Origin of the sequence: Desulfatitalea tepidiphila, assembly GCF_001293685.1 — a bacterium.
GTDB lineage: Bacteria > Desulfobacterota > Desulfobacteria > Desulfobacterales > Desulfosarcinaceae > Desulfatitalea > Desulfatitalea tepidiphila.
On record NZ_BCAG01000003.1, the window covers coordinates 2,135,292 to 2,154,896 of the forward strand.

The following is a 19,605-nucleotide window of genomic DNA, read 5'->3' on the forward strand; positions in this document are numbered from 1 at the left end:
CCGTTTCATCCATCGATGGCATACTTGTGCGCATATCCCCTCGGCGTGAACATGAACTCCCCAAATGTCCGGGTGCTGAGGTTGCCCACGAACACGATGGTCTGCATATCCACCGGCGCGGCCTGCAGCCGATCCAGGGTCGTGATATGGATCTGCTGCCCAGGCCGCTGGGCGGCCGTCACGATACCCACCGGTGTGCGGCCGTCCCGGCTTTCGAGGATAATATCCCTGGCGCGCGCCAATTGCCAGTCCCGCCGCCGGCTCTTGGGGTTGTAGAACACGATCACGAAATCGGCTCGGGCCGCCGCCGCAATGCGCCTTTCGATAGTTTCCCAGGGGGTGAGCAGGTCGCTCAGGCTGATGGTCGCGAAATCGTGGGTCAGCGGCGCCCCCAGCAGGGCAGCGCCGGCGCACATGGCCGGAATGCCCGGCACTACCTCGATGCAAAGGCTGTCGGTCGCCTCGTTTTCTCGGGCCGGGCCGGCCGCGATGCCCCGCGCCGCGCAGATCTCCAGTACCAGGCCGGCCATGGCATAGATGCCCGGGTCGCCGCTGGAGACCAGGGCCACCCGGCGGCCGTCCATGGCACGCTCGATGGCCGCCGTCACGCGCTCGACCTCACGGGTCATGCCGGTGCGGACCACCTCCCGATCGCCGATCAACGGCCGGATCAGGTCGATGTAGGTGCCATACCCGACAATGGTGTCGGACTGGGCAAGCACTTCCCGCGCGCGCTGGGAAAGATGATCGATGTGGCCGGGACCGGTGCCGACCACGAAGAGGGTCGGCGCGCAACGGCCACGGTCACATTGGCGCTCTTTTGTTTGGGAACGATCAACGTCACGTTGCCGGCATTCAGCAGGGCGGCTGCTTCGCATACGCTTTGGACTCCTATGTGCTTGACGGCCATGGGCGATGGATGGGGCACATGGCGGACCTGGTTCAGTGATTCCCGGGAATAGAACACCAGCGGCACCGCAAGGGTATTCGCCAGTGACAACAATCCACCCTCGTCCTGTTTGAGATCGACCGAGGCGATGGCGGCCAGGCTGAGCGGCGACAGACGGTGAGCCGCAAGGACATCGTGCAGCAGACCCACAATTTCTTCGGCGGGTGTGTTGCGATTGCATCCGATGCCCGCCACCAGCGATGGCGGCCTCAACACGAGGAGATCCGACGGCAGGGACGGACATCGATCATCCACGAAGATACCCTGCGGGATTTCTTCGGGCCACCCCTGCGCCCCGCACACGATGGGGAGCGCCGAGCCCCCCAGCGCTTCTGCCACCCATGCGCCTGGATCGTGCAGCGCAACAGGCTCGCCGGCCAGCAGGGCCATGTTGATCGCCTTGACGGCGGCCGGGTTTTCGATTTTCAAGCCGGCCTCCATGGCCAATGCATCGATGGCCGGCCGGCCGTGACTGTCGGTGGCCGTCGTGATCACCGCAACCGCCTCCAGCCGCGCGGCCACGTCCTTGGCCAGACGGTTGGCCCCGCCGATATGACCGGCCACGAGGCTGATGGCGAAACGGCCGGCGTCATCCACCACCACCACCGCCGGATCCACGCTTTTGTGCCGCAGCACGGGGGCAATGCCGCGCACCACGATGCCGGTGGCCATGATGAATATGTGGCCGCTATAACGGTGAAAATTTTCGGCCACGGCCTCGATCAGTCGTTCGAAGGGGCGAACCGTCATGTGCTGGCAGGCGCCGGCCAACCGCAGGGGGCAGTGGAGATTCAGCCCGGTCCAGCAGCGGGAAAGCCGTTGCGCCAGGTCCAGGCCGTTTGGGGTCAGGACCCAGACGGCGATGTCATGCGGTTCGGTAGCCATGTGCGAATTCCGGATCATAAAGACGCGAGCGCAGGGAGGCCAGCGCATCGGGATCTTCGAGGGCGGGCCCGATCAGAATCACCGCCAGCCGATCGATGGCCGCGGTCCGGGCCGTCTCTGCCAGGTCGGCAACCCGGGTCCGCAGAATCCGCTCTTCGGGATGACTCACGCAACAGGCCACGGCGCAGGGCGCCTCGGATCCGTAGGTGCGTGACAGCACCTGCGCCGCCTCGTCGATCCGGCCCATGCTCAAATAGATGACCAGCGACGCACCGTGGCGGGCCAGCGAAGCGAGCGATTCCGCTTCGGGCACGGGCGTGCGCCCGGCGATGCGAGTCAGGATCAGGGTCTGGGTGCGTTCCGGGAGGGTGTACTCGATGCCCATGGCCGCGGCGGCCGCGAAAGCGGCCGTGACCCCGGGAATCACGCGATAGGGAATGTCCCGGACCCGCAGGGCCGCCATCTGCTCTCCGATGGCGCCATACAGGCTCGGATCGCCGGTGTGCAGCCGCACCACCTTGCGGCCGGCCGCGTGCGTCTCGGCCATGATGGCGATGATCTGTTCCAGATCCAGGTCCGCGCTGCTGATGCGCTCGGCCGTTTCAGGCGCCCAGGCCAGCAGTGCTTCGGGCACCAGCGATCCGGCGTAGAGCACCAGGTCGGCCGCGGCCAGGGCCTTCTGCCCCTTGATCGTGATCAGCTCGGGGTCCCCGGGCCCGGCGCCGCAAAAGATGATCGGATGTTTCGGATGCTTCACCCTGCCTTCCTTTCCATGCCGCGAATGATCCACACCGGGTTGTGGGCCTCCAGGCGCATGCTCCAGGGCATGGCCGTGCCGCGGCTGACCTGCAGCTGAACCACTTCGACCTCATGGCCGGCCGCTTCCAGGACCGCCAGGATGCAATTCAGGTTGTCCAGCAGCACAACATTGGCCACCAGGGCACCTCCCGGCTTCAGGCAAGCGACGGCCGCCTGCACGATAACCGCCAGATCTCGTCCGCCACCACCCACGAAGATCCGATCCGGCGGAGGCAGATCGGCCAGCCCCCGGGGCAGTTCGGCCTGGATCGTTTCATGATTGTACACCCCGAAACGCCGGGCGTTGGCGCGAATGCGCGCCACCCGCCCGGCGTCCTTTTCCACGGCCACGATGCGCCCCGGGCCGAGCAGCAACGACGCCTCGATGCCCACCGACCCGCTACCCGCTCCAAGGTCCCACAGCATCATGCCCGGTTTCAGCGCCAGCTTAGCCAGGGTTACGGCGCGCACCTCCGCCTTGGTGATCAATCCCTGTTCGTGGGCGTAAGCCTGCTCGGACATGCCGAGGACCAGTGGGTCGGCGATCGTCCGGCATTCCGGGCCGGGTTTCAAGACGACAAGATTCGGCTCGGCAAACCGGCGGTCCGCGGCCTGGTCCAACGGGTACCAGCCGACCTGCTCGCAGGCGTCTCCCAATCGTTCGAACACCGCCATATCCACATGATCCACGCCTGTTTCCCGCAACCAGGCGGCCAGCCAGCCGGGCGTCCTCTGCGGGTCGGTCAAGACGGCAACCGGTTGCCATGATTTCAGCGCCGCCAGCAGTTCGAAACGGCTGTCCCGGCCGTGCAGACTCACCACTCTGGCCCCGGCCCACGATTGTCCGATGCGGGCGAAGGCGGCCGCGATCGACGAGACATTGGGCAGCACCGTCACCCGCTCCCGGCCGATCTCCTCTGCGATACGGCTGCCGATGCCATGGAGAAGCGGATCGCCCGAGGCCAGCACGACCACGCGGCGATGGACCATGGCCGCGCGGATGCACGCCAGGGTCTCGGACACGCGCCCGTCGATGGGCCGCTTTTCCGCCGGCAAATCCTTAAACCGATCGAGGTGGCGCCGGCCGCCGACCAGCAGATCAGCCTCACGAATGATCGCCAGGTGGGCTTCCGTCAGGTCGCTGGCCGACACGCCCATGCCGATCACATAGACATTGTTCATAGTGCCCGATCCTCACCACTGCCAAACCTTGACGACACCGTAAACAGTCCAATATCTGCGTTATGCTCATCCCGTCGTCCTCGCGGCGTACGACCAGTACGCCTCAGGACACGGAATTTCGCGCGCCTGGATCTTGAACCGTTTACGGCGCCGTCTGGCAACGGCTTTTTTCGAATCCATCAAACCTTACCTGCCCTTGAAAATCGAAGATGACCGCCCTGACCTTCAGCCGTCCGGCGGCAAAACCCGCCGCCGTCCGGATCAACTCGGATCCCACCCGGGCAATCAAGTCCGGGTGATCGTCGGCGAACAGGTCGAAGGCCTCCCGCGCCGTATTGGCGCGGACCACCCGACGTGCCAGATCCAGATCCCCGGTCGTCTCGACCGTCCAGCGCCCCAGCCGCTCTAATGTCAACCGGGCCGTACGGGCATGGGTGTGGGGCAGTCCCATGGCCATTTTCAGGGCCTTTCCTAAAAAAACCGCCAGGGTGACCTGCTCCAACCCCTGGTCGGCGGCCATCTCCAGGCCGTCGGCAAAATAGTCGCCGATCTGCACGAAGGCGTACGCCGGCCGATGCGGCCACAGTTGCTGGGCGAATCGTTCGCTGCGCCGGCCCGTGGTCATCACCGCCTCTGTCAATCCGCTGGTCCGCGCCACCGAAACGGCCGCGCGAATGGTGGCCGTATATGCCTCGTGAGAGAGCGGCCGCACGATGCCGGTGGTCCCCAGGATCGATATGCCGCCGATGATCCCAAGCCTTTCGTTGAGCGTATGCCGGGCCAATTCCTCTCCCCTGGGTATGAAAATCTCGACCTCGGCATGGCCGCAGACACCCGCGGCCGCCATACTGTCGAGCGCCGCCGCGCGAATCATCGCAAGCGGTACAGGGTTGATGGCCGCGTCGCCCACCGGCACCTCCAGGCCCGGCCGGGTGACCCGTCCCACACCGGTTCCCCCTTTCACGGTCACCGCAGGCGTCGTTGGGCCGGGATGCCACGCCACCCGTGCGCCGATCTCGGCCCCGTGCGTGATGTCCGGATCGTCACCGGCATCCTTGATCACCGTACAGACGGCCGAGCCGGCATCCGGTCGGTGACAGGCATGCACCGTGATCTGAAGCGTCTCTCCGGTCGGCAGACCGATGGGCACCCTTTGTGGGCAAAAGCCCTGCAGCAGGCAGCCCATGGCCGCTTTCACCGCAGCGGCCGCGGCCACACCGGTCGTGAAACCGCAACGCAGCCGTTTGCCACTCCCGGTATGCATGGATTATCCCTCTGCCCCACGCGCCGACCATGACCCGGCCTCGGCGTGTTCCCGGCTGCCGGCGAGCGCCAGGCCGATCAACGCATTGACCACCGCCGCCGCCACATTGGAGCCTCCCTTGCGGCCGACATTGGTGATATAGGGCACGCCCGCGGCCGGCAGCTCGGCCTTGGATTCAGCCGCATTGACAAATCCCACGGGCAGGCCGACCACCAGGGCCGGCGCGGCTCGTCCCTGCTGGATCAGCACCATGAGACGCAGCAGGGCGGTGGGCGCATTGCCGACCACATAGATGGCGCCGTCCAGCCGATCGACCACAGCGTCCACCGCCGCCTCGGCCCGGGTCGTTCCGGCGGCAAGGGCCTTGCGGGCGATCTCATCTTCGGCAATCAGACAAGAGGCACGCCCACCCAACCAGTCCAGGTCACGGCGGCGAATTCCGGCCAGCGCCATCCGGGTGTCGGTGAACACCGCGCACCCGGCACGCAGGGCGGCCACACCGGATGCCACGGCCCGGGGATGCATGCGGACGTCGGTCAAGTAATCGAAATCGGCCGTGGTGTGGATCATGCGTCTCACGATCGACCACTCGTCGGCCCCGAACCGATGCGGCCCTGCCTCCCGATCGATGATCGCGAAACTCTCGGCTTCGATCTCCTGTGGTGTCATGTCATGCCTTTCCATTGTTGACCGTAGCGGCATTTAGTTTAGTGTCCGTTCACAAATAGGCAAATTTGGTTGAGATAAAGGCGCACGAAAAATTTAACCGCAGGCATATGACGGATATTCCGAGGATTAAATTTTTCGTGCAACGCCGATATCGGGCAAATTGGACATTTGTGGATGGACACTAATTAAGATGCGAACGATATTCCGGCTGTGGGCACGGCGATTCGGCCAGTGCGATCGCCGCGGCATTGCGGCGCATCCACACTCGCCAGCAACGCGAGAGACTCGGATCGCGAAAGATGAGAAATTCTCCCATACAGTTGAGATCCTGTTGTATACGCCAATAGAAAAACATGTCTACCCCTCCTCTTGATCGCGTTCCCGCCGGCAGGCGCGGCATGACGAAACCAGGGCCGCGGCACAGTCAGGCCGGCTTACGAAATGTAAATGAACATAGCTTCCCAAGGTGCGGTCCACCTGGTACCCCTCTGCCGCTAGCCCGCCGCTTCTTCCGGAGACCTGGTAGGCGGTGGCGATTGGGGACCACTGGTGTCTGTCGACGATATCCGAATAATGAAATTCGTGGCCGCGCGCCACCTCATCCTTGCCACCCAGAATCGTCGGCCCCGTCATACGCACCTCGCGATAGCCCAGGGACGTCAACCGGCCATGCATCCGCGTGCGAAAGGGAAAACAGCCGCACATGGCATGCACCTCTCCCGCCAGATCTTCCAGTTCGCGGCACAGGTACATGAATCCGCCACACTCGGCATAGACAGGCATACCCGCCCGGCTCGCTTCCAGGATATCCCGGCGCATGGCGTCGTTTGCCGCCAACTCAGCGGCATGTAGCTCCGGGTATCCGCCACCGATGTAGAGGCCGTGCAACCCTTCGGGCAACCTGTTGTCGGCCAGCGGTGAAAACGTCACCAGTTCGGCGCCGGCCGCGGCCAGAAGATCGAGATTGTCCGGGTAGTAGAAGCAGAACGCCTCGTCCCTGGCTACCCCGATTCGAACCCGTTCGAAACAGGAAATGCTGCAGCCGACCGGTTCGACGTCTGCCGGTACGATGTCCGGCAGGTCCGCCAACAGCCGGTCCAGGTCCAAACCGCTTTCGATGTGGTCGGCCAGCCGATGGCACGCCGCTTCGGACAAGGCGTGCTCGCCGGCGGTCATCAACCCCAGGTGACGTTCGGGCATGGCGAGCGCCTCGTCCCTCAGCAGACCGCCCAGCAGCGGTGCGTCCACATAGGCCGACATGGCCTCTCGCAGGTAATCCAGGTGCCCGCGGCTGCCCAGCCGGTTGAACAGCACGCCGGCAAAGGCCAGCGCCGGGTCGAAGCGCTCGAAGCCCTGAACCAACGCGGCGGCGCTGCGCGCCATACCGGCGGCGGAAACCACCAGGAGCACCGGCAATCCCAGCCACTTGGCCATCTGCGCCGTGGAGCCGGCCTCATCCCCGCCACCGTAGCCATCGTACAGCCCCATGACCCCTTCGACCACTGCCACGTCGGCGCCGGCCGCATGCCGGGCGAACAGGTCCCGATTGGCCTCCCGGGAGAGCATCCAGCCATCCAGGTTGCGGCCGGCCCGGCCGGTCACCTTGGCGTGGTGGCCCGGATCGATGAAATCCGGCCCCACCTTGAAGGGTGCCACCGCTAGCCCGCGACACCTCAGGGCCGCCATGAGCCCCAGGGACATCGTGGTCTTGCCCACCCCGCTATGCGTACCTGCGACAACGATACCTTTGATGGTTCTCTCCACTTTCTCAAGCGTCGATATCCTTTCGGTCGCTTACAGGCCGAAAAGAAGATGATTGAACAAGAACGTATGAAAGTACAAAAGTATGAAAGTAAAGGTATTTTACTTTCAACCCCGAGACGATGTTCCTCATTACAAGTAATAATATATAGCCCCCACCACCACCAGGCTGGCGATCCGATAGCCTTGCCCCAGGAGAAGCAATTGCAGCCCCATGACCGGCGCGAAAACACCCATCAGCCGCGGCAACTGATGTCTCAGGGCGCGCACCGGAACGGCGACGATGTTGCCCACCAGCAGGGCGATCACCGCCTGTTTGATGGTCACGACACCCTGGTCGAGCAGTGCCCCGGCCGCGGCAAAGCCCGAAGTGAACTCGGCCACGAAACTCAACACCACCAGGGAGAGCGCCTCGACAGGGACGAAGGCGCCGGTCACGCTGCGGGCCAACCAGGTCTCGGTCCATGCAAAAACGCCCGCGCCGTTGAGCAGGAAGACGGCGATGTAAATTGGGACCACGTAGGTGGCCACACCCACGAGTCGGCCGGGCAGCTTGGTCTTGATGACCTGCCAGGTATCTTGCCGCTTCTTCTTAAGGGGCGATTCCGCAGGGGAATCAACGGACGACGCCTGCATGCCCTGCGGCCGCCAGCGCCCCACGGCCAGCACCAGCACCAGGCGCATCAGGGCGGCCAGGAAAGTAAGGATGAAGTAAAGCCCGCCAGCCCACCCGGTCAGGGGCATGATGATGAAAAACGTGGTCGGCAGATGCAGGAAGAAGGCTGGAAACTGGTTGGCCAGATGGCTCAGCACCAGTCGCACCCGGTCGATACGCTGTTCCTTCCAAAAATCGTAGAGCATGGCATTGGCCGCCGCACCTGAAAAGAATGCGGTCGTAAAGGCGGCGCTGCAGTGGGGTCCCATCCGGGCGAACCGAAAAAGAGGCGCCCCCAGACGGCCCAAAGCATGGGTCCATCCGGTCGCTTCGATGATCTGTCCCAGGGCCAGCCCGAATGCGATAAAAGCGAGCAGTCGCAGCATGGGCCAGGCCAGACGGCCGCCCATGGCCGCAACGGACAGCTCGTCGATCAGGGCGACTCCCAGCGCCAGCATCGCCGCCGACAGGCCGAGCGCCACCCACGGGGCATGACCGACCCGCGCGGCGTGGTTATCTCTTGAAGCCATGGGCATTCCGCTTGGCAAGAATCAGGGTCCAGTAATTGGGTGGATGCGCCGCCAGTTCATTGAGATCCAGGTGGACCTGCTGCTGGGCCGTGGAGCAATGCGTCACCGCCAGGCTGCCCGCCGACAGGCCAGTCTCTTGCAGGGCCGCGCGGATGCCGCCTACATCCCGATACGCCTTCAGAAACACCACATTATCCGGCGTCTGAAGCGTCTCTCGCAAGCGGTGGCCGCCGTGCACCCCCGAGAGGATGAGCAGGGATTCCTCGCCTTCCACCAGGGGCTGATTGACCGCCGCTGCGGCGGCCTGGTAGGACGTGATGCCCGGTATGGTCACGATGGTGATATCGGGCCGTTCGGTTCTTAAATGCCGCAGGATATAACCGTAGGTGGAATAGGTCAGCGGGTCGCCCAGGGTCAAAAAGGCCGCCTCCTTTCCACTTTCCATCACCTCGGCGATGTGGGCGGCATGCCGCCGCCAGGCCTCTTCCATGACCGAATGGTCCTTGCTCATGGGAAAGTCCAGCTTTTCGATGGCGACATGGTCGGGCAAATGGGGACGAACGATCTCCAGTGCCCGGGAGTAGTCGTTGCGGGTGGAGGCCGCCGTAAACACGACATCCACCGCGGCCAGGATGCGCACGGCCTTGATGGGAATCAATTCCGGATCTCCGGGTCCTACGCCGATACCGTACAGGGTGCCTGTATGCGTTGTTTTCATCATTCACTCCGTCTGATGGGCGCCGGTCGGGCAATGGTGTACCAGACAACCCGACGGTGTCCTGCCGGGGGCGAAAATTTCCGGATAAAGGATCCGGCCGATCCAGCAGATCCCTATGACCATTCGCAGGGTCGGACGGGAGACCAGCTGTTCGTCGATAAAATGGATATCCCCATTGCTTACGGCCCGGATGAGATCGAAGCCCGGTTCTTTCCGGATGCTCTCCAGGTTCGGCCGGTTCATGGGGCCGACCTGGGCCAGGTAAACATCGATGGCGTCACCCCTGGCCAATATGCGTTCTTTGCCGAAATCGGCGATGGTGCTGCCCCGGCGCGGCGCGGCGTCGGCGGCGATGTTGATCCCGCCGGCGGTTTCAAGCACGAAAATGGCCATGGCATCCGGCGAAAAGGTTCGCATGCGGTCGTGAATCGCCTCGAAATAGACCCGCTTCTTGTCGACGATGGTCGCCGTCCGTTCTGCGATGCAGGCCATGGCGTCCTGGAAGTCGGTCACCATCTGCTCGGCGGCCGCGCGGCGACCGGTCAGGCGGCCCAGGATACGCCAGTAAACAAACATCTCCTCGACGGTGTTGGGCTGGAGGGAAATCACCGCGATGGCGTTGGCCTCCAGTCGCTCGAGCAAATGGCCGTAGCCCCTGTCGATCATGGGGCGCACAAGGACCAGGTCGGGCCGAACCGCCAGAAATCGCTCCAGATCGTCATGGTAGGAATGGACCGGTTTACTGCACGCTTCCGGAGGCCAGTCCTCGTGGCGCGATACGCCGATCACCTGCTCCTGGGCCCCCATGGCGAACAAATTTTCGGTGTGGGCGCCATATAAAGAGATGATCCGCCGGAAAGGCGCCGATACGTTCAGCCGACGTCCCACGGCATCCACAATGAGATCTTCCGTCATCGACATGTCGGACGCCGTCGATCGGCCGGTCCAGACGATAAGCGGCAACAAGAGCAACACCCACCCGCAATTACGGCCTACACCACTCACGACACCACTCACGCCACCTCCTTGTTGAGACACACTTGGGGGGCGCCGCAAAAGGGCTGGTGGACCACTTGCGCCTGGACATCGAACACCGCCTGCAGGGTGGCTGCGGTCAGGACATCGGCGGTCGTCCCGGCGCAGACGAGGCGGCCTTGGCGCAAACAGACCCATCGGTCGCAATACAGGGCGGCCAGATTGATGTCTTGAAAAACGGCGATGACCGTGCCGCCCTGGCCGACGCGCCGCTCGGCCAGATTGAGCAGGGCGATGGCGTGCTGAATGTCCAGACTGGCAGTGGCCTCATCCAACAGGAGAATGTCGGCTGACTGTGCCAAACCCCGGGCGAAGACCACCCGTTGGCGTTCACCGCCACTCAGGCGGTCCACATAACGATCGGCAAAGGCGCCGAGGCCGGTCTGCTCGATCACCTCTGCCACCACGGCACGGTCTCTGGCGGTCGGGCGGGAAAATCGCGGCAGGTGGGGATAGCGCCCCATCATCAGCACTTCTCCGCAGGTGTACGGAAAATTGATCCGGTAATCCTGAGGCACCAGGGCGATCCGGCGGGCCAGGGCCTTTCGGGGAAAAGAGGCCAGTTCCCGGCCGTCCAGGCGAATGTGGCCACCGTGCGGACGAAGATGGCCGGACAGCAGATCGAGCAAGGTGGTCTTGCCACTGCCGTTTGGACCGAGAATGCCGTAGAAATGGCCGGTCTCGAAATTCAGCGACACATCCTCGATCACCGTTTGGCCATCGTAACCATAATATAGGTGATCCAGCTCGTACATGGCTTCTAATCCCGTCGATGTCGCTGGCGCCGGCGATAGATGACGCAAAAAAACGGTCCTCCGATGAGTGCGGTAATGACCCCGATGGGCACCTCCTGGGGCAATATCGCCCGTGTCACCGTATCCGCCAGGAGCAACAAACATGCACCGGCCAGGGCTGCGGTCGGTATCAGACGGCGATGGTCCGGGCCGGTGATGAAGCGCACCATGTGGGGCACCAGCAGCCCCACGAAACCGATAATCCCGGAAACCGCCACACACGCTGCGGCCATCAACGAAGCGCTCACCAGCATCGTCATCGACAATCTGGTCGGCGAAATCCCCAGCGAACCGGCGGTACGGCTGCCCAGGGCCAACAAGTTGAGATCGCGGCCGAAAAACAAGGTGATGGCCAATCCCGCTCCGACCACTGCGGCCACCATGCCCACCTCGGTCCAGGTCTTGGAGGCGAAGCTGCCCATCAACCAGAAGATGATGATGCTCACCTCCTCGCCGGCCAAATATTTGATGAAACTCACTCCTGCCGACAAAATGGCGGCGACGATGATGCCCGAAAGGATCAGGCTCGCTGACGACAGGTCGCCGCTGCTGGCGGTCAGCCAGATCACCACGAGCAACGTTCCCAGGGCACCGGCGAAGGCGAACAACGGCACGGACCAGGCGCCTATCACCGCCAGGTTCAACCATAAGGCCATGGCCGCGCCGAACGCGGCTCCCGATGAGACCCCCAAGGTATAGGGATCGGCCAATGGATTGAGCAGAATCCCTTGAAAGATCGTACCGGAAACCGCGAGCCCGCATCCCACGACGGCTGCGGCCAGAATTCTGGGCAGCCGCACCTCCAAAACCACCACCGGCGCCAGTTCATCGAGACGGGAGATCAACCCCTCGGCACCGGAGAGGCGTGCCGCCAGAATGCGCACCACATCTGGATAGGAGACCTGAATGAATCCGCTCCCCGTCGCCAGAACGATCTCCATGGCCAGCAACAGAGCCAGCACCAACAGCAGCGGCCATATCGGTAATCGTTGAAACCGGAGGCATGGATCCCTATAGCCGTTGGATGCCGCCTTCATCATAAATCGGCAGAGTACCTCAACTTTGCTATTTTCAAACTTCAGTATTCCAATTTCTACGACCCGCGAATCAATGCAGCGCCTTCAACGCCTCGCCCGCATGGGCGACCCATATCTTCACAAAGCCGTCGTACTCCGCCGTCCCCTTGAGAATGGGCACGCATTGAATCCCGGCGCCGGTAAAGATGCTGACCCAGGAATCATCTTCGCTGCCCGCCATATCGTTTTTGGCATGGTCCCCGGCCACGGACATGAAGGGCATCAGATACACCTTGTTGATCTTTCTTTGCTTCAACTGCCCAAGGATCAGTTCCACGTCCGGATAGCCCTCGACCGTTCCCACGAAAATTTGCGGGTCCTTGAGTTGCAACCGATACATCAGGGCAGCATAACCTGCATCGGCGGGATGATGGGTGCCATGGCCCATGAACACCACGCCTTCATCGGCCCGACGTGCTTGCGGCAAATTCGCCAGAATCGTGTCGACGACAGCTTCCATGTCCGCCTGAGTCGCCATGAGCGGATGGCCCATGACGATCTTCTCAAACAGCGCCATGGCTTGGAATCCCCCGACGATCCGACGCAGTTCATGGTATTCCTCGCCGGCAATGGTGTGCAGGGACTGCACCGCCACATGGGTGAACTTCTCATCATGCAAGCGAGCGAGGGCCATGGCGGGAGAATCGAGAACTTTGCCCTGATCGGCGAGTTTCGCGCGAATGATGTGAGAGGTATAGGCCCAACGCACCGGCACCTGGGGATAAGCCTGGCGTACTGCCCGGTCAATGTTATCGAAGGAAACCTGGGCGGAAGCTTCGCTGGAGCCGAAGGCGACCAGAAGAATCCCGACTTTTTTGGGCGCCGTGGCGCCGTGTGCGCCTGCCTGCGCCGGGGGGCCGATCATGATACAGAGAGCCAAAACGGTGAACACCCATCGGGTCAAGTTCTTTCCATACATGTTGTCACTCCTTTGCGGCGGCCCTGTCCTTTGGCATGAACAGGCCATGTTGATAAGGCCTTTGGCACCATCCCCGATGCGGCTGAAGCCAACATCCTGCTCCAAAAAAAATCCCCGGACCTGCAAGCAGGCCCGGGGATACCGTTTTTTATCCCTGAATGGAGCCCTCCACCCCCTTGCCACGAGGGGTCGAGTCGATCGATGATGTTCTACGATGGTCAAAGCAGGTCTTCCGGCTTCCGGATTGTCCTACCGGCTGCGCCTTCCCATCCTTACGGACAGTGGCATGATGCAGCTTTCGTCCCCGGTTACGGCGGCGGGTCCGCGACGGATTCTCACCGTCTTCCCTTTTAAGGCCAAGGGCCGCTTCGATGACAGGTTTGCTACAATATCTATCGCGGGCAAGTCAAGCGCTTTGTTGAAGACACAACGATTCTGGCTCGACAGCATCCATTAAGGATTCAATCCTCAGTTTCAGTTCGCCCCGAGTTTCACTTCGTATGGATCAGTAGGAAATCGGAACGATGCCGCTTTCTTTCATTCTTTGCTGGCTTGCCGGTGACTTGGCAAAGTCGATGAAGGCCTTTACAGGACCGCTGGGTTCTCCCTGGGTCACGAATGAAAAAGTCTGAATATATGGATAATCCTTGTCCTTAAAGAATTTCCCGTTAACCTTCAATATCTTGATGGCCGCATCACGGTCGGCCGAACCCTTGGTGACAAAGGAGATGCTCCAAGGGATTCGTGCGACCGAGGTGACGACCATCGTAGAACGATAGGCCATAAAATCATATTTGACTTCGCTGCGCTTGAGGGCCAGCATGGAGAAGTTTTTGAATGCGGCGGTATCTTTTCCCGGTGTGATGGCGATGATATCGTGGTCCGGACCGCCAACTTCCTTCCAGTTGGTGATTTCTCCTGAAAAAATGGCTCGCAACTGATCTTCGCTGATATTGTCGACTGGTGTCTCCAAATTGGTGATCACAATCATGGGCACCTTACAAAACGGCGTCTCAACGTAACCGAATTCGGCGTGGTTGGGCGCCAGGGGTTCGGCGCTGCTGGCGATGTCGCAAACACCGTTGAAGAGTCGATGCAAAGCCGATGAGGAAGAGCAAACGAACATGTCCACTTCGTAACCGGTCTCTTTGATAAAACGGCTGACGCCTTCGCCCCTGAATACATCATTGACTTGGGCGGAACTGCTGTAACGCAGCTTTTCCGCAGCCATGACGCCGGGTACTGAAATGAGAGCTGTAAGTACAACGACAAGGACAGAAATCATGATGGATTTTGATAAAATTTTCATTCGGTTCTCCTAAAGAATGGTGTGGGTTGTTATCGGCATTGAGCCTACGATTGTCCCGGAATACACGATGGCAGGCAGCGCAAAGGGCATGCCATCATGCCCCGTTTGCTGAGCAATTTTTTCCATCGTATTTTCTATGTCTTAGAATGACTTCGGGAAAATCAGGTCAGGAGTGATTTGGCAGTACCATGTCAAAAACCTTTACACAGTGAAAGGACTTGCCGTCCTCCATGTGATAGGATCGCCAACGACGGTAAACCGAATAAACGGCAGAGGCAAAGAAGTGGACGCAGTTTTGCCGCTGATATTGCCGCCAACGGGAGAATCTCTAAACTTGTTCCGATATCGTCCGATACTATATGATGCTGCAACATATGAAAGCGGCCGTTCAATCCTTGATTATTACAAACGCTATTTCCAAAAGGAGGAAACTGAATGAAAAGACGTCTTGGGATGAAACAGATGTTTGTTTGGGGAACCGCGCTCTTGATGATGGTCTCGCTTTATGCCTGCGGCGGTCAGCAGGCCCAACCCGAAGAGGCCGAAGCGCCACCGCCTTCAGCAGCCAAACTTTCCAAGAAATATGCCGACGTCCTCTGCTATGCATTTGAAACCACGCCGGAAATCGCCAAGGACTATCCCGATGCGACCAGCACCCTTCAGCACAGTCTATTGACCGCCCTGCAGATGAAAAATCGGTTTAACAAGGTCGCCATGCTGAAGCTGAATGAGAGAACCAAGGGCGACACCCTGCTCGTCAAAGCCAAGGTCACCGATCTGCGCATCGTCAGCGGCGCCGCACGTATGTGGGGAGGCGTCTTTGCTGGCAGTTCCTATATCAATGTCGACCTGCAATTGATCGACGGCGGCACCAAACAGGTGGTCCGGGAAGAGCCCCTGAACAGCAGCAACAACCCTTGGGCCGCATCGTATGCGTATGGCTCGACCGATCGTTCGCTGCCCGACGACATGGGCAAAATCGTGGCCGAGTATATCACCGCCATCATGCCATAGGCGTCCTGCTACCGACACTTTCAAAGCTCTCGGGCGCGGTCGACCTATCGGCCGCGCCCGAGCAATTCTAACTGAATGTGATGCACCCTGAAGGGCATGCATTACAGAAGGCGTTTGATAAAAAGCTCGTATTGCGACGGAGATGGCAGGCGTGGGTGGCGCACGTGGCCCTGGCCACCTGTTCTTCCCACGCCGGGTTTAATGAATGGCCTTCAGTTGGAATCGATGAAACTCAAATTGCCTGTTTGACATTCTCCAGCGGTTTGGTTATTTATCTTGGTTCACCACGGTTGTGGGTTGAATGAAAATTGCAGTTCAAGGAGTTGGAACGCCACCGGAGCAAGGCGGGGTATCGCGAGGCCTCCCTCTGTTTCGGAGCTACCGTCGATATCGAAGTGATGAAAAAACTGCTCGTTGTATGCTACTCCCAATCCGGGCAACTGACCCAGATCGTGCGCTCGGTACTCAAACCCGTCAGCGAGAGCGGTCAAATCGAGTTGGTCTTTGAAGAGCTGCGTCCGAGAGCCCCCTATCCTTTTCCATGGACGGCCTTGCGTTTCGCCGACACCTTTCCCGAATCGCTGCAAGGTACTCCTTGTGAACTCGAGCCGTTCCAATTCGATCCCCAAGCCGATTACGACGGGATCGTCCTCGCCTACCAGGTGTGGTATCTGTCGCCCAGCATTCCGGTCAACGCCTTCCTGAAAAGCCCTGAAGCGAAGCAGGTAATCAAGGGCCGGCCGGTGGTGACGGTCATCGGATGCCGTAACATGTGGCTCCAGGCCCAGGAAAAGGTCAAGGCCAGCATCGTCGAACTCGGTGGCCTGCCGGCGGGAAACATCGTGCTCATGGACCGGGCGCCCAACCTGCTGGGCATCATTTCCATCACCGCATGGATGCTGACCGGCAACAAAGATCGCTTTTTGAAGATTTTTCCAAGACCGGGCATCTCGGACGAGGACATCACCCGGGCCGAACGCTTCGGGGTGCCTTTGCGCGACGCCTTGCATCATGGCCGATGGGACAGCCTGCAGGCCGATTTGAATCGGTTGGGCGCCGTCGAAGTGGTACCGTCCTATATCCTGTTCGAACAGCGGATCCTTAAAATTTTCAACGTCTGGGCCAAGTTTATCCGGCGTAGCGGCCCGCCGGGCGATGCATCCAGACATTTCAGACTCAGATTATTCATTGGTTACCTTTTCGCGGCGGTTTTTCTGATCGCTCCACTGGCCACCGCCGTCACCTTCGTGCTGCGGATGCTGCACCGCGACAAGGTCAACCGATTGATCGACTATTATGCAAGCAATCGCTATCCACAAGAGACCAACGGGTAGCGTTTCATTTGAAATCCATCCAAACCGCCCGGCCATGGATCACCCTGGCCGGGCAAGCTATAGGCGATAAGGATAACCAAACCACATGAGCGTATTTATTCAAGATGTATCGGCGTTCATGCCCAACGCGCCGGTGGACAACGATGCCATCGAAACCGTGCTGGGCAAGGTCCATGACCTGCCGTCACGAACCAAAAAAGTGGTCCTGCGCAACAACAAGATCGAGCGACGGTACTATGCCATCGACCCGACATCCGGGCATTTGACCCACAGCAATGCCCAATTGACGGCCGAGGCCATCCGCCGGTTGAAACCCTATGCCGGCTTCAGAACCGATGACATTCAATGCCTCTGTTGTGGCACCACCAGCCCGGACCTCAATTTTCCGGGCCATGCCCTGATGGTGATGGGCGAATTGGGTCTGCCGCCCATCGAGGCCGTCTCCACCAGCGGTATCTGTCTTTCCGGCATGACGGCCCTGAAATTCGCCTATCTCAACGTTGCCGCCGGCTGCAGCAGCAACGCGGTGGCAACCGGTTCGGAGCTTGCCTCCTCCTACATGCGTTCGGCCTTTTTCACAGGCAACGGCCATTCGGATGTGGATCTGGAAAAAACGCCGATCCGCGCCTTTGACGCGGACTTTTTGCGCTGGATGCTCTCCGACGGCGCCGGCGCCGTCTTCATGGCCGACCGTCCGGCCCCGGACCGACTCAGTCTGCGTATCGAGTGGATCGAGCACTATGCCTTTTCTGGGGAACTTGAAACCTGCATGTACGGTGGCGGGGTCAAAGGCGAAAACGGCGCCATGACCGGTTGGCGCAGGATGGAGGACATTCCGGACGGTCAGTCCAGATATCTTTTCAATGTGCGCCAGGACATCAAGGTGCTGGACAAACATATCGTCCCCACCATGGGCCGGGCCCTGATCAGTGCGGTACGCAAACACCAGTTGTCGCCCGAAGAGGTGGACTGGTTCCTGCCGCACTACTCTTCGGCCTATTTTCGGCCGCGCTTTTACGAAGGCATGCAGCAGGTGGGATTCGAGGTGCCCTACGATCGCTGGTTCACCAACCTGCCCACCAAGGGCAATACGGGCAGCGCCGCTATTTTCATCATTCTCGAAGAACTGTTGCACAGCGGCCGCCTGAAAGAAGATCAGCAACTGCTCTGTTTCATCCCGGAGAGCGGGCGTTTTGCCCACTGTTTCATGCTGCTGCGGGTGGTGGGGCCGGAAAAATAAGACGCTTTCACAGGGCCGTGAAATCAGGTGCCGTCAGATTCCTATGCAGTGGCCCAAGCCTTGTCTATCTGGTAAGTCGGCCCGGCAGGGCGGCCTGGGCTACCGGTGGATCCGCCGCAACACCACGATGGAGACGGCCAGCGTAACGGCAAAAAAGAGCAACAGCAGGGCCAGCTGCCCCCAAATTTCAAAAAATCCGCTGTCGCGCACCAGAAGATTCATGAAGGCGTCGTGGGCCCAACCCAGGGGAGACCCCCGGCTGATGCGCTGCATGATCCCCGGCATGGCAAAAACCGGTACCATGATCCCGCCCAGCGCCGCGGCAATGACCACGCATACCGGTCCCAGAATGGCCGCCTGCTCGTTCGTACGCGCCACCACCCCCAGCATCAGGCCGAAGCCGTTGGCGGCCAGCGCGCTGCACAGGGCCACCAGCAGGATGGCGCCGGTACGGTCTCCTAAGACAAAGGGATCCGTCCCCAGCAGGGGCAACAGCCACCTGCCCACCAGCACGATGCATCCGAACTGCACCAGGCAAACCCCCACATAAGCCGACAGTTTTCCCAGAATCAGAACCGTCTTGGAAACCGGCATGACCATGAGACGCGCCCAGATGCCTTCACGCCGCTCGCGGATCAGCGCACCGGAGAGGGGAACGACGATGAAGAACATGCCGAACAGTGCCCAGGCGGGCACATTCTGTTGCACGGCCGTGGGCAGCCGCTCTTTTCCCGACGTCCCGACGCCGTTGGCGACGACGGCCGCCACCGGGTGAAAAAGCGCGTCGTCCTCCAGTTCGGGGAAAAGCCGTTGCGCTGCTTGGGGCGCATATCCCCCGGTCATTTCGGCAATGCGCTGCTGTACTTTACGGTCGATAGCGTCTCCCAGGTAACGCAGGGTCACACCGGTCTGCACCCTAGCCAGGGCGCGCTCGACCACCCCTTCCACTGCGGTGCGATAGACATGGCGCAGGGTCGGATCGAAGCGCAGGGCCACCTCGGGCCCGGGGAGGCTCGATCCGGGGACCGTGTCGGCATGGCTCATCCATCGATCCACTCGATGCCTTACCCCCTCTTCGACCGCAGCGGTCAACCCCTTTGGCAGCACCACGAAAAACTGGAAGCGGCCGCCCTCGATCCAGGCCGCGGCGTCTTCTTCGGTAGTCGCACGGCCATCGACCCGGGCGGTGAATGAAACGACGTCGGCCCCCTCGAGGGCCTTGACCAGTTCCTGGGCCACGATGCCGCCGTCCTGGTCCACCACCGCGCCGGTGACCTGAAGACCGCCCGAACGGCGCAGGACATTGTCCTGCACCAGCGTCATGGCCACCACCAGCACCGCCGGCATGGCAAAAAGGAGCAGCAGCCCGGTTCTGTCGCGGGACAGCAACCGCCACTCCTTGATCAATGTGGCCAACCACTTGGACATGAACCGAAAATTCCTTTCAAAAGATACCCGGCCGCAAACGAATGA

General features: G+C 61.0%; 18 protein-coding genes and 1 riboswitch. Of the genes, 3 read left to right on the forward strand and 15 right to left on the reverse strand.

Translation table 11 applies throughout. From position 1 onward, the window contains the following. Nucleotides 1-5 precede the first annotated feature (5 nt). From cobJ to DFT_RS14180, 14 genes are all read right to left on the reverse strand, one after another. On the reverse strand, nt 6-776 hold the full coding sequence (gene cobJ / locus DFT_RS14110; RefSeq protein ID WP_076750569.1) for a precorrin-3B C(17)-methyltransferase: 771 nt from the start codon (nt 774-776) through the stop codon (nt 6-8). Next, nucleotides 671-1,834 carry a cobalt-precorrin 5A hydrolase gene (locus DFT_RS14115; protein WP_054031804.1) on the reverse strand — a complete coding sequence of 388 codons (1,164 nt, stop codon included), beginning with the start codon at nt 1,832-1,834 and terminating at the stop codon, nt 671-673. The genes cobJ and DFT_RS14115 overlap by 106 nt, the downstream gene beginning before the upstream one ends. Then, entirely contained in the window at nt 1,815-2,591 is a 777-nt protein-coding gene (gene cobM / locus DFT_RS14120) for a precorrin-4 C(11)-methyltransferase (protein WP_054031805.1), read from the reverse strand. The genes DFT_RS14115 and cobM overlap by 20 nt, the downstream gene beginning before the upstream one ends. Then, nucleotides 2,588-3,814, reverse strand: a complete 1,227-nt coding sequence (gene cbiE, locus DFT_RS14125) for a precorrin-6y C5,15-methyltransferase (decarboxylating) subunit CbiE (protein ID WP_054031806.1) — start codon at nt 3,812-3,814, stop codon at nt 2,588-2,590. Before cbiE ends, cobM begins: the two co-directional genes overlap by 4 nt. A 142-nt stretch (nt 3,815-3,956) precedes the next feature. Next, nucleotides 3,957-5,078: a cobalt-precorrin-5B (C(1))-methyltransferase CbiD gene (gene cbiD, locus DFT_RS14130; RefSeq protein WP_054031807.1), complete on the reverse strand. Its 1,122-nt coding sequence runs from the start codon at nt 5,076-5,078 to the stop codon at nt 3,957-3,959. A gap of 3 nt (nt 5,079-5,081) precedes the next feature. After that, the gene (locus DFT_RS14135) at nt 5,082-5,747 is read right to left on the reverse strand and encodes a precorrin-8X methylmutase (protein WP_054031808.1); all 666 of its coding nucleotides are present in this window, start codon (nt 5,745-5,747) and stop codon (nt 5,082-5,084) included. A 357-nt stretch (nt 5,748-6,104) separates the two neighbouring features. Further along, entirely contained in the window at nt 6,105-7,511 is a 1,407-nt protein-coding gene (locus DFT_RS14140) for a cobyrinic acid a,c-diamide synthase CobB (RefSeq protein WP_235506235.1), read from the reverse strand. Between the two features lie 129 nt (nt 7,512-7,640). After that, the gene (locus tag DFT_RS14145; protein ID WP_054031809.1) at nt 7,641-8,693 is read right to left on the reverse strand and encodes a nucleoside recognition protein; all 1,053 of its coding nucleotides are present in this window, start codon (nt 8,691-8,693) and stop codon (nt 7,641-7,643) included. Then, on the reverse strand, nt 8,677-9,411 hold the full coding sequence (cobI, locus tag DFT_RS14150) for a precorrin-2 C(20)-methyltransferase (RefSeq protein WP_054031810.1): 735 nt from the start codon (nt 9,409-9,411) through the stop codon (nt 8,677-8,679). Before cobI ends, DFT_RS14145 begins: the two co-directional genes overlap by 17 nt. 3 nt (nt 9,412-9,414) lie before the next feature. Beyond that, a complete protein-coding gene (locus DFT_RS14155) occupies nt 9,415-10,428 on the reverse strand; it encodes an ABC transporter substrate-binding protein (RefSeq protein WP_161807166.1) in 1,014 nt (337 codons plus the stop codon). Further along, on the reverse strand, nt 10,425-11,201 hold the full coding sequence (locus DFT_RS14160; protein ID WP_054031811.1) for an ABC transporter ATP-binding protein: 777 nt from the start codon (nt 11,199-11,201) through the stop codon (nt 10,425-10,427). The genes DFT_RS14155 and DFT_RS14160 overlap by 4 nt, the downstream gene beginning before the upstream one ends. Nucleotides 11,202-11,206: 5 nt before the next feature. Continuing rightward, nucleotides 11,207-12,202, reverse strand: a complete 996-nt coding sequence (locus tag DFT_RS14165) for a FecCD family ABC transporter permease (protein ID WP_369688333.1) — start codon at nt 12,200-12,202, stop codon at nt 11,207-11,209. A 145-nt stretch (nt 12,203-12,347) separates the two neighbouring features. After that, nucleotides 12,348-13,181 carry a sirohydrochlorin cobaltochelatase gene (locus tag DFT_RS14170; RefSeq protein WP_152971994.1) on the reverse strand — a complete coding sequence of 278 codons (834 nt, stop codon included), beginning with the start codon at nt 13,179-13,181 and terminating at the stop codon, nt 12,348-12,350. Nucleotides 13,182-13,440: 259 nt separating this feature from the next. Beyond that, a riboswitch (cobalamin riboswitch) is annotated at nt 13,441-13,621 on the reverse strand. Nucleotides 13,622-13,740: 119 nt separating this feature from the next. Continuing rightward, nucleotides 13,741-14,544: a substrate-binding domain-containing protein gene (locus tag DFT_RS14180; RefSeq protein ID WP_054031814.1), complete on the reverse strand. Its 804-nt coding sequence runs from the start codon at nt 14,542-14,544 to the stop codon at nt 13,741-13,743. A gap of 435 nt (nt 14,545-14,979) precedes the next feature. On the opposite strand from DFT_RS14180, the gene DFT_RS14185 reads away from it, so the two are divergent. From DFT_RS14185 to DFT_RS14195, 3 genes are all read left to right on the forward strand, one after another. Further along, nucleotides 14,980-15,558 carry a DUF4410 domain-containing protein gene (locus DFT_RS14185; RefSeq protein WP_083453516.1) on the forward strand — a complete coding sequence of 193 codons (579 nt, stop codon included), beginning with the start codon at nt 14,980-14,982 and terminating at the stop codon, nt 15,556-15,558. Nucleotides 15,559-15,866: 308 nt separating this feature from the next. Then, nucleotides 15,867-16,892 (forward strand): dialkylrecorsinol condensing enzyme DarA, encoded by a 1,026-nt coding sequence (locus DFT_RS14190; RefSeq protein WP_152971995.1) that lies wholly within the window; start codon nt 15,867-15,869, stop codon nt 16,890-16,892. An 85-nt stretch (nt 16,893-16,977) separates the two neighbouring features. Then, entirely contained in the window at nt 16,978-18,132 is a 1,155-nt protein-coding gene (locus DFT_RS14195) for a beta-ketoacyl-ACP synthase III (protein ID WP_054031817.1), read from the forward strand. 99 nt (nt 18,133-18,231) lie between these two features. Here the strand turns inward: DFT_RS14195 and DFT_RS14200 are convergent, their stop codons facing one another. Beyond that, entirely contained in the window at nt 18,232-19,560 is a 1,329-nt protein-coding gene (locus DFT_RS14200) for an ABC transporter permease (RefSeq protein WP_054031818.1), read from the reverse strand. Nucleotides 19,561-19,605 lie beyond the last annotated feature (45 nt).